Source organism: Gilliamella sp. HK2 (genome assembly GCF_001690265.1).
GTDB classification, from domain to species: Bacteria; Pseudomonadota; Gammaproteobacteria; order Enterobacterales; family Orbaceae; genus Gilliamella; species Gilliamella apicola_C.
In genome coordinates this window covers 25,799-36,700 of sequence record NZ_LZGV01000073.1, presented here as the reverse complement: position 1 = coordinate 36,700, position 10,902 = coordinate 25,799, and the positions used below count along the sequence as shown (strand labels likewise).

Sequence of the window (10,902 nt, the reverse complement as noted above, 5' to 3'; positions counted from 1 at the left end):
AATTTGTTGCTTGCTTTAAACTTTGCAACTTATTGTTTAGTCATTGTGCATTCTAATTATTTTAACCCGAGCTACCTATTTTATTAAAATAGCTTTATATGGCTCAAATAATCAATCTTATAAAGGTCAAATAAAACCATAGATAATAACTTTTCCAATGTTTTTTATTATGCCATGTTTATGTTTTTATTGGATGATGAATATCGTTACTAGGAAATCGCTGAAAGAAACTAGAAAATTAAAAGTAATTGGAAAGCCAAGAAAGAATACCTTACCAGTAACTAGTACCGATAAGATAATAAAACTAAAAATATAAAGTATAGATTTTAGATAATTGTAACATCCGCTGCTGCAGGTCCACGAGGGCTATCTTGGATAGAGAATTCAACTTGTTGACCTTCACCTAATGTCTTAAACCCATCGCCAGAAATTGCAGAAAAGTGCACAAATACATCTTTACTGCCATCAGCAGGGGAAATAAAACCAAAACCTTTACTTTCGTTAAACCATTTAACTTGACCAGTTTTCTTAGACATAATAATCTTCCTATATAAATAAATTAATCTTAGCCACTATAGGCTATATACAAAAACATAAAACTTCGATTACTTACTAACACTAAGAAGAAGATACTGAAGAAAACTAATCTTTAAGACATAGTAAACTACAAACTACATATATCGAAATGTTACAAAATAAATCCGCATGTCATATGCTTGGTACTATTTACTCATAATTAGTTTATTAATGCAAGGAATCTTTTTAAATTTGTTGATTTTATTATTAGTTATAACAATTTATCATGTTATATTAGGTGTATAACATGATAAATTTTATGATATTAATCTTTTCCCATTGCTTGAGATTTTTTTATCGTTGCTTCTACTGCATCAATAATAGCCGATCTAAACCCTTTAGCTTCAAGCATTTGTACACCTTCAATTGTTGTACCTGCAGGAGAACAAACCATATCTTTTAATTCGCCAGGATGTTTGCCTGTTTCTAATAGCATTTTTGCTGAACCAAAAACAGCCTGTGCTGCAAATTTATAGGCTTGCTTTCTTGATAATCCGCCTTTTACGGCTCCATCAGCCAATGCTTCAATAAACATAAAGACAAATGCAGGAGAAGAGCCGCTAGCGCCAACAACAGCATCAATTAAATATTCTGGCACAACTTCAGTTTTGCCGATACAGTTTAGTAACGTTTCTACAATAGTTAGCTCTCCATCAGTTACTTCGGTATTTGGTGTAATGGAACACATTGCCGCATTAACTAAAGCGGGTGTATTTGGCATAACTCTAACTATTTTTTGTTCATAGCCGATACATTTTGCAATTGCTCTAATAGTAACTCCAGCAGCAATTGAAATCACAATTGTATTCTTTTTTAATTCTTTCTGAATATCTGTAAGAACATCTATAATCACATTAGGTTTAACCGCAATAAAAACTATATCGGCCTCACGAGCAACATCTCTTGCTGAATCGAGATCATTTACTGAATAAGTTTGATTAAGAACTTGACCTTTTTCCAGATGATGATCATAAACATAAATTTGTGTTCCTGGCACAATATTACTACCCAAAATACCTTGCAGTATGGCATTTCCCATGTTACCTAAACCAATAAAACCAATTTTTTGTTCCATTTATTTATCACCTTTTAATATCAATGCTTTTTCACAATTATAGAATATTTTTTTGATACAAAACTCACTTTTTAACAATATAGTTTATTGTTAACTATATTCATAAGTATTTTTAAATCTAAAACTAATTTCTATTAAAGTGTGTGATCAATAGTTGTTAAACATTTTACTTTTTAAATAAGAAAAGTAGCATTTGCTGGCGTATTGTCTAAAAACTAATTAGCAATCAGATTAGTTCTTAGTTTACATCTGTATGAACTTTATTGATTATCTAGGCAAAAAATTGAGTTCTTTACTTGCCTAAATAATCATGATTAGATCTGTTTTAGATGATAACTACAAATTAAGGAGTAACGCAGGCTACTCTATAATCTTGATCTGAATGCCCTCTATCACCAACAAGCCCATTATTAGCCTCTACAACAAAATTAGTGCCCTTGTATTTTTGATCTGATGTCCAATAATATGCACGGTTAGTTGCATCCTTCCACTCCGGATCACCTACTTGAAAAAACTCCCAATCACTGTCTTTGTAGTAAATTTGAGTCATACGCCCCCATTCGCTAAGTAATCCTCCCATCCAATAACCATTTTCTTTATAACTAATTTTTCGTAAATAAGTTTCGTCTATTATACCATTTTGCCAATCAACACTTCCTGCTCGATTTGAATTAGAAAAGTCCAGTACTTTAATTACACGATACCCACCACCATTAAAACTATTACAAAACGTTACAGCATTTTGATACCCCCCTGCACCACCTTTTTTAGCCACATACCAACGCTCTAGTTTAAAACTATATAATGGTTCATTGTGGGTACCATGCAATGAAAAAACCGAGGGCTGGAAAGCACTAGGGTTATTTTCTTTAGGACCAATTAAAGTCATTTTAACTAAACCAGTAGGAGAATTATTTTCAGCATTTAATTTTAATGTCACTCCCCCTTTGCTAATTGTATTACCATTTGCATTAATAAATTCTTGTGCTTTCATTCCTGCAACACTCAAATAAAAAAACAAATTATGGGAGCCTGTGGTTGGAAAATTTGCGCCAGGATTAGCTGGATTATAAGCATAAAACCCCCTATGTTTATTCCACTCGCCATTTCCTGCGTTAATAGAAGAAATCGCTCCATCATAAGGGATTTTACCTGAATGAAAATCAAATTCTAAATTCGGTTTAGCATAACAAAATTTAGGCTTATCAATTTTAGGGTAAATATAATAGGTATGTTTCCCACCTGTAAATTTACCACTTTTTGATGGTATACCATATTGAGTCACTATTTCAATATCATCTAATTCTAAGGTCAGTTTATAAGGCGCATCACACCCATTCAATACGCTATTTGAGTTGTTTTTTACATAACTAGTTATATCTTGACCTTCCAAATTTTGCCAGTTAATAATTAATTTACTTGTGCTTGTGTGATTAAGGTTATCGCCATCATCATCTTGCCAATAACCATTATTATCAATAACTTCATCGGTTAATATATTTGGATAGTTTTTAAATGGTACCAACGTTTTTATATCAGCAAAAGTAACAGATTTTTTATCTAACATTATCGGACTTTCCATACTTGATCCATCTTCTAATGCATTAATAACTTTATTATCAGGTAGCATAATTGACAATAATGGAGAAACAGAATCAGCATGCGAACGTCCACCATCAGAAGTTAAGTATGGCGCACTACCATAAATCTCTTTTGTTGTTACAGCAGATAAAATTGATGCCACGTTATTAGATATTAGTAAACCGAATAGCGCCATCATAATTTTGAAAACATTATGTCTAATATTTAAAAGAATATGTATTAACTCAAGAATATTACCATATGCTTTAGTTATTTTTATTAAAAATACAGGTTTTATTTGTTGTACAAAATTTAAAAATATTATTAGGTATGTATTATGATAAGGAAAGCACTGGAAAACCTTAAAAAAGGATGAAATCCATAATGGTAGTGTTAACTTTCGACATTGTTCAATGTGTGTGCCTGTATTATCATTTTATCATTTTTCTTCCATTTTTTCAAGTTGCAGCTTCATAACAAATTTTATAATACCTAGACTAGGTGAATCGCTTTCATAAATAGAATATATAAGAATCGTTCAATTATAACTAAAAAGCACACAGTTAAAAAATAAAAAAAACTATTTTTTGTAAAGATCTACTTTTATTTATTCGTTGTTATCATTCAAAAATTAGATTGGCATAGAACTGTATAATAGCTAATCCCTAATTATCAGCCATAATTTGCATGCCATACTGTTGCCCGGTCTGCATAATCGAAAAAATTTGTTTAATTTTTCCTTCACTAATCAAATTACTAATAGCCGGTGTATTGATTAGAATTTCAAACAATGCTTTACGTCCTTGTTCGGTAGGCACTAGTTTTTGGCTTATAACAGCTTTTAAACTGTTAGCTAATTGTGTACGGATAAAATCATGTGAGTTGCTTTCAAATACATCAATCATACGATTTATGCTTTGAATAGCAGAATTTGTATGCAAAGTAGCAAAAACTAAATGACCAGTTTCAGCGACAGTTAATGCTGCTTGAATTGCGTGTTTATTGCGTAATTCACCTAATAATATAATATCAGGATCTTGTCTTAAAATACTATCAATAATGGCATGATCAAAATAGGTAAGTTCTCTTTGCTGAACTAATGAATTTTGACTTTGGTAGATAAATTCAATAGGATCCTCTAGAGTAATAATGTGCTTAGACTGGGTCAAATTGATGTGCTGAATTAATGATGCAAGCGTGGTTGATTTACCACTTCCAGTCGAACCAGTAACTAATATTATACCTGTTTCGTACTTGATTAGTTTCTTAAAAACCTCTGGTGCGCCTATCTCAGATAGATCGGGAATATAATTTTTAATTATTCGAAATACAGCTGAAATGCCCCGTTGTTGATAAAAAATATTGACCCTAAATCGACCTATTCCTGCCGTTTGATAGGCCAAATCAATTTGTCTATTTTGTTGTAATTGTTTTTTTTGTACTTCATTCAGTAACTTTAATAATTCAATTTCTAAGTTTAATGGTAACAATTTTTCTTTTGATAAAATCTGTAGTTGCCCATTAATGCGAATCCGTACAGCTTCGCCACTTGAAAGATGCAAATCTGAAGCATTTTGCGTTACACTAAGCGCTAATATGGAGTTTAACATTACAATTAACCTAGTAATTATTAATTGGGAATTAAAATGAATACAATACATGACAATTTATTAGCTATTAGAAATGAAATTGAAACAATCGCATCAAAATGCAAACGAGATCCCAATACAATAGAACTTATTGCAGTTAGTAAAACTAAACCAGTACAACAGATCACAGAAGCAATAAGTGCTGGACAATTTTCTTTTGGTGAAAATTATGTTCAAGAAGGCATAGAAAAGATCCAATATTTCAAAAAAACTATGCCATCCCAACTTTTAACTTGGCATTTTATTGGGCCTTTACAGTCGAATAAAAGTAAATTAGTGGCAGAAAATTTTGACTGGATGCATACCATTGATCGCTTTAAAATTGCTCAACGTTTAAATGATCAGCGTCCTACATCCATGGCTAAATTAAATGTACTAATTCAAGTCAATATTAGCCAAGAAGCCAGTAAGTCAGGAGTTGCTCCTGAAGAAGTTGCGGGTTTAGTAAAACAAATTATTGCGCTACCCAATCTAAATTTACGCGGATTAATGGCCATTCCTGAAATAGAAGATGATTTTGGCAAACAATTAAATGTCTTTACCAAAATGCAGAAACTTTTGCATTCTTTACAAGCTGATTATCCATTTATGGACACATTATCCATGGGTATGAGTAGCGACATGCAAGCTGCGATTGTTGCAGGTAGCACGATGGTTCGTATTGGTACTGCTATCTTTGGGGCAAGGCAGTATTTGTGATATATTGCCAAAATATATTTAGTTAAGGAGTTTTAAATGACATCACTTTATTTTTTAGGGAAATCGGTCTTAACGGCATGTTTATATATTTTAATTTTACGGTTATGGATGCAACGGGTACGTGTGAATTTCTATACCCCTTTTACCCAATTTATTGTTCGCATTACTCAGCCTGTTATTGGCCCATTACGTAAAGCTATTCCTTCAATTGGACGTATAGATACCGCCACTTGGTTGCTGTTATACCTATTTGCATTGATTAAAATTATTTTTATTTGCCATTATGGAATAATTAACACGCCGATTTGGTCTAGTGAATACCTTCTCTATGCTCTTGCAGCAATAGCTCATGCGTTTGGATATTTATTATTTTGGTTATTGTTATTTCGAGCAATTTTAAGTTGGATTAGTCGCGGACAATCAAATGCTGATGAGCTTCTTGCTCAGTTAACGGAGCCTTTTATTGCACCTATACGACGTATTGTGCCACCAATTGGTATGATTGATATTTCATTTATGATTTTTGTGTTTATTCTGATGTTTTTAAATAGGTTCGCTGTCGATATTTTTGGCTATTTGTGGTTGTTGCTTTAAAACAAAATAAAAGGGAGCAATAGCTCCCTCAGATTATCTGTAAACATCAATATAATTCACAGTATATTTTGTAAAAAATAATCACATTTTAGTATTTTTTATATTTATATTATTTTGGCCTTTTGATTGATAACGTGATGGCCAAATTTTTTCAACAGGAACTTGCAAATATTCAGAAATAATTCGCTCATATTTAGGGCAATGTCGATATAATGCATTCCTCAAAGTATCGGCCTGCAATCCGCTAGCTCTCGACAATGCTCTTAAATTCCCCCCTCTTATTTTAATTTCGCCTACAACTCTAGATGGTGTCCAGTCTTGATCTTGTTCTCTCATTATGAGATCCTCTATTAGTTAAACTTTTGCTATTGTAAAGATTATCGGTATTACAATGCTCAAAATATAAGAAATCACCTAGCAAAGAATAACACATAAAAAAACGAATTAAAATAACAAAAACAAAAAAACACATGGAAAGGGACAGAAAATGACCAAAAGCAACGCAAAAAAACAATATGAAAAAGAAAAAACACGAGCACTAACCGATACAGGAGTAATTAATTTTAGGAATAGATTAAATCTAGTATTAGAAGGCATATCAGGTAATGCCTTTGCTAAAAAAGTTGGTATGTCGGAAGCTGTAATACGGGATTACCTGTCAGGGAAAACCTATCCAGCATTAAATAGGCTAGCTATTATTGCCCAAAAATGTGATATTCCGATTGAGTGGCTAGTAACAGGTAAAGGAGAATGTCGTTTATTGCCAGAATCCAAACGTCGCAGTTCTGTGCATATCCCATTCCACCATCTAAACGAAACGAATAATTCTTATTCACAAATTGAATCAATTCCTTTTGATGTTAACTTAATAAAACATCAATGTTGTGACTACGAAGACTTAACTGCGGTATGGGCAAAAGGTGATAGTATGGAGCCTACAATATCAAATCATGATATACTTATTATTAACAAGGCGCATTGCAAACCAATTGATGGCTACTTATATGCAGTGGAATATGAGGATCAAATTAGTATTAAGCGCATTCAAAATCAAGGTGCTAATTTAGCGTTACTTTGTGACAACCCTAAGTACCCTGCTATCATTGGTGATAAATCTGAACCTCAAGATTTTAAAATTATAGGTCTTGTTGTTTACTTATTAAAAGATCTTAACTAATTCTAATTAACCTTTTAAATAATAACAGCTTTATGAATTTGATAGAATAAAGCTGTTTTAATCCATTACCATCTCGTTTTTTTCCGTGCCAAATAAAACATCAAAATTTTTGGAAAATGAGCATTTTAGTATAAAACTAGCGCAAAAACTAAACTAACATGACAATCGCTACTAGCATAACTTTATGCTTTTTTCCCTAATTATGTTAAAATTAGCATCAAATTTTTTGATTAATTTTACCTATTAATATAATCATTATGCCAAATATAAAAACTCAAAAAAAAGTCGTTGTCGGTATGTCTGGTGGCGTTGACTCTTCTGTCTCTGCTTATTTATTACAACAACAAGGATATAATGTTGTTGGATTATTTATGAAAAACTGGGAAGAAGACGACACAGAAGAATATTGCTCAGCCGCTGCTGACTTAGCAGACGCCCAAGCTGTTTGTGATAAATTAAATATTAAACTACATACTATTAATTTTGCTGCCGAGTATTGGGATAATGTTTTTGAGCATTTTTTATCTGAATACAAAGCAGGACGCACACCAAACCCTGATATTTTATGTAATAAAGAAATTAAATTTAAAGCATTTCTTGAATACGCAGCTGAAGATCTTGGTGCTGATTACATTGCAACTGGACATTATGTGCGCAAACGAGAAGTAGATAATAAAGTTGAGTTACTGCGAGGTATCGACAACAACAAAGACCAGAGTTATTTTCTCTATACTCTTAGTGAATCGCAAATCCATCAAAGTTTATTCCCCGTTGGTGAACTTGAAAAACCTGAAGTGCGTAAAATTGCACAGCAACTTGGTCTAGCTACTGCAACTAAAAAAGACTCAACTGGTATCTGTTTTATTGGAGAACGCAAATTTAGTGACTTTTTAGCACGATATTTACCCGCTCAAGCAGGTAAAATTCGTACTGTCGATGGCGAGGTGATTGGTCAACATCAAGGCCTTATGTATCATACGTTAGGACAACGAAAAGGCTTAGGAATTGGTGGACTAAAACAGGCAGATGACACGCCATGGTATGTTGTTGATAAAGATCTAACCAATAACGAATTGATTGTAGCGCAAGGTCATGACCACCCGGCACTTTTTTCAGACGGGTTAATTGCTCAGCAACTACATTGGGTTGACCGTAAAGTGGTAACTCAACCATTTAATTGTACCGTAAAAACACGCTATCGCCAACAAGACATAGCCTGCCAAGTTATTCCATTAACTGATGACAAAATCAAAGTTATTTTTGATAGTCCTGTTGCAGCTGTAACACCAGGTCAATCAGCAGTATTTTATAACGGCGAGGTATGCCTTGGTGGTGGTATTATAGAAGAACGAATAAAAAGCAGTAAGTAAGGAGTTCTAAAAAGTGAATAATAAATACCATCATATTGCTATTGCGCTTGCTGGTGCTGTACAAAGCGCAATATTAGTGCCTCAACTTGCTAACACGGGTGTTTGCAGTACTATAATTTATGAACAAGCAATAAAAAGCGTTTTTAAAATTACGCCAAAGACTACAGACGATGTTTATGATGGCATTGAAAACATCAAAACAGGATTACAAACATTAATACAACTATTATCATCGGGGCAAAAAGAACAAACCCAAATTATTCGTTACCTGTTTGGCACACTTAGCATTACAAGCAAACTACTAAAAAACAATGACGCATTAGATAAGATAGATCAGCGATTAAAACGTATATCATCACTTTATCCCGATATAAGTGATGAAATTGTTAGAGCGCATATTGATGACCTATCTTATTCTTTAGCAGGAATTTATTCTGATATCATCAGCCCTATATCAACTAAAATTAAAGTGATTGGCAAAGTCGAGTTTTTGCAAAACACATTAGTGCAAGCTAAAGTAAGAACAGCGCTTTTGGGTTGTGTTCGATCCGCCATTTTATGGTATCAAGTTGGTGGCAATCGTTTTCAACTTATTTTTAACCGCAAGCGCATTTGTAGCGCTGCACAACAGCTATTAGAGCAAATTAATTGAGCAAACTAGCTTACACTTTATAACTGATATTTCAAAATAGCAACGGAGTTAAACCGATGGAATTATCTGCACTTACAGCCCTTTCACCCATTGATGGGCGTTATGGCGAAAAAACAAGAGAATTACGCACCATTTTTAGCGAATATGGTTTATTAAAATACCGTGTCCAAGTCGAGATTTGTTGGCTACAAAAATTAGCCTCACAAGCAGATATTTTAGAAATTCCAGCCTTAAGCCAATCAGCTATCGATCATCTGAACCAAATTATTGAACAATTTAGCGAACAAGATGCAAATCGCATTAAAGAAATTGAAAAAACAACCAATCATGATGTCAAAGCGGTGGAGTATTATTTAAAAGAAAAAGTCAGCAAAAACGAGGAATTACACGCAATCAATGAGTTTATTCATTTTGCCTGCACATCAGAAGACATTAACAACTTATCTTATGCATTAATGCTAAAAACAGCTAAAGAGTCTATCTTAATCCCCTATTGGAATAAGCTAATTGATAACATCAGCGCACAAGCAAAAGCTTATCGGGACTTACCACTACTTTCAAGAACACACGGTCAACCAGCTACCCCCACAACAATCGGTAAAGAATTTGCCAATGTAGCTTACCGCCTAAAACGCCAGTTAAAACAGTTACAAGAGGTTGAAATACTGGGGAAAATTAACGGAGCGACAGGCAACTATAATGCACATATTGTAGCTTATCCACAAGTAAATTGGCATAAATTCAGTGAAGATTTTGTCTACTCGCTAGGACTAAAATGGAATCCTTATACCACACAAATCGAACCTCATGACTATATTGCAGAATTCTTTGATTGTGTAGCACGCTTTAATACCATTCTAATCGACTTTGATCGTGATATTTGGGGCTATATTGCATTAAATCACTTCAAGCAAAAGACTATTGCAGGTGAAATAGGATCTTCTACAATGCCACATAAAGTTAACCCGATTGACTTTGAAAACTCAGAGGGCAACTTAGGGCTTGCCAATGCTATCATAAAGCATTTAGGCAGCAAATTGCCAATTTCTCGCTGGCAACGCGATTTAACTGACTCAACAGTCTTACGTAATCTTGGAGTTGGCATTGGCTATGCCATTATCGCTTACCAATCAACTTTAAAAGGGTTAAATAAACTTGAAGTCAACGAGGCTTATTTACTTGAAGAACTTAATTGTAATTGGGAAGTGCTTGCCGAGCCTATCCAAACAGTTATGCGTCGTTATGGAATAGAAAAACCCTACGAAAAATTAAAAGAATTAACTAGAGGGAAACGTGTTGATGTACAAGACATTAAACAATTTATCGACTCTTTAGCGTTGCCCGAAGCTGAAAAAATGCGATTAAAACAGCTAACCCCAGCTAACTATATCGGTTACGCAACGAGTTTTGTTGACAAACTATAATAATAACCACTTAAATCTAATAAATAGCCTGAAACGAGCTACTGCAAACCTTTCAGGCTGTAAAATAAACTCATTAATTGAGTCAAATAAAAGTATATAATTTGT

Annotated in this window: 11 protein-coding genes; 6 read left to right on the top strand and 5 right to left on the bottom strand. The window is 33.4% G+C overall.

What is annotated here, in order from left to right; genetic code table 11:
- Positions 1–326: 326 nt before the first annotated feature.
- The 4 genes from cspE to A9G45_RS06855 form a co-directional block, all read right to left on the bottom strand.
- Entirely contained in the window at positions 327–536 is a 210-nt protein-coding gene (gene cspE, locus A9G45_RS06870) for a transcription antiterminator/RNA stability regulator CspE (RefSeq protein WP_034909833.1), read from the bottom strand.
- 305 nt (positions 537–841) lie between these two features.
- On the bottom strand, positions 842–1,651 hold the full coding sequence (proC, locus tag A9G45_RS06865; protein ID WP_065567472.1) for a pyrroline-5-carboxylate reductase: 810 nt from the start codon (positions 1,649–1,651) through the stop codon (positions 842–844).
- Positions 1,652–1,994: 343 nt separating this feature from the next.
- Positions 1,995–3,395: a hypothetical protein gene (locus tag A9G45_RS06860; RefSeq protein ID WP_141673634.1), complete on the bottom strand. Its 1,401-nt coding sequence runs from the start codon at positions 3,393–3,395 to the stop codon at positions 1,995–1,997.
- A gap of 502 nt (positions 3,396–3,897) precedes the next feature.
- Entirely contained in the window at positions 3,898–4,842 is a 945-nt protein-coding gene (locus tag A9G45_RS06855; protein ID WP_065567474.1) for a type IV pilus twitching motility protein PilT, read from the bottom strand.
- 36 nt (positions 4,843–4,878) lie between these two features.
- Between A9G45_RS06855 and A9G45_RS06850 the strand changes: the two genes are divergently transcribed.
- Together A9G45_RS06850 and A9G45_RS06845 are read left to right on the top strand one after the other, a co-directional pair.
- The gene (locus A9G45_RS06850; RefSeq protein WP_065567475.1) at positions 4,879–5,580 is read left to right on the top strand and encodes a YggS family pyridoxal phosphate-dependent enzyme; all 702 of its coding nucleotides are present in this window, start codon (positions 4,879–4,881) and stop codon (positions 5,578–5,580) included.
- Between the two features lie 36 nt (positions 5,581–5,616).
- The gene (locus A9G45_RS06845; protein ID WP_065567476.1) at positions 5,617–6,174 is read left to right on the top strand and encodes a YggT family protein; all 558 of its coding nucleotides are present in this window, start codon (positions 5,617–5,619) and stop codon (positions 6,172–6,174) included.
- 81 nt (positions 6,175–6,255) lie between these two features.
- Here A9G45_RS06845 and A9G45_RS06840 read toward each other — a convergent pair whose 3' ends face one another.
- Positions 6,256–6,510 carry a helix-turn-helix domain-containing protein gene (locus A9G45_RS06840; protein WP_065567477.1) on the bottom strand — a complete coding sequence of 85 codons (255 nt, stop codon included), beginning with the start codon at positions 6,508–6,510 and terminating at the stop codon, positions 6,256–6,258.
- A 151-nt stretch (positions 6,511–6,661) separates the two neighbouring features.
- On the opposite strand from A9G45_RS06840, the gene A9G45_RS06835 reads away from it, so the two are divergent.
- From A9G45_RS06835 to purB, 4 genes are all read left to right on the top strand, one after another.
- Positions 6,662–7,351 carry a LexA family transcriptional regulator gene (locus A9G45_RS06835; RefSeq protein ID WP_065567478.1) on the top strand — a complete coding sequence of 230 codons (690 nt, stop codon included), beginning with the start codon at positions 6,662–6,664 and terminating at the stop codon, positions 7,349–7,351.
- A 257-nt stretch (positions 7,352–7,608) separates the two neighbouring features.
- Positions 7,609–8,721: a tRNA 2-thiouridine(34) synthase MnmA gene (gene mnmA / locus A9G45_RS06830; protein ID WP_065567479.1), complete on the top strand. Its 1,113-nt coding sequence runs from the start codon at positions 7,609–7,611 to the stop codon at positions 8,719–8,721.
- 13 nt (positions 8,722–8,734) lie between these two features.
- The gene (gene hflD / locus A9G45_RS06825; protein WP_065567480.1) at positions 8,735–9,373 is read left to right on the top strand and encodes a high frequency lysogenization protein HflD; all 639 of its coding nucleotides are present in this window, start codon (positions 8,735–8,737) and stop codon (positions 9,371–9,373) included.
- 56 nt (positions 9,374–9,429) lie between these two features.
- A complete protein-coding gene (gene purB, locus A9G45_RS06820; protein WP_065567481.1) occupies positions 9,430–10,797 on the top strand; it encodes an adenylosuccinate lyase in 1,368 nt (455 codons plus the stop codon).
- Positions 10,798–10,902 lie beyond the last annotated feature (105 nt).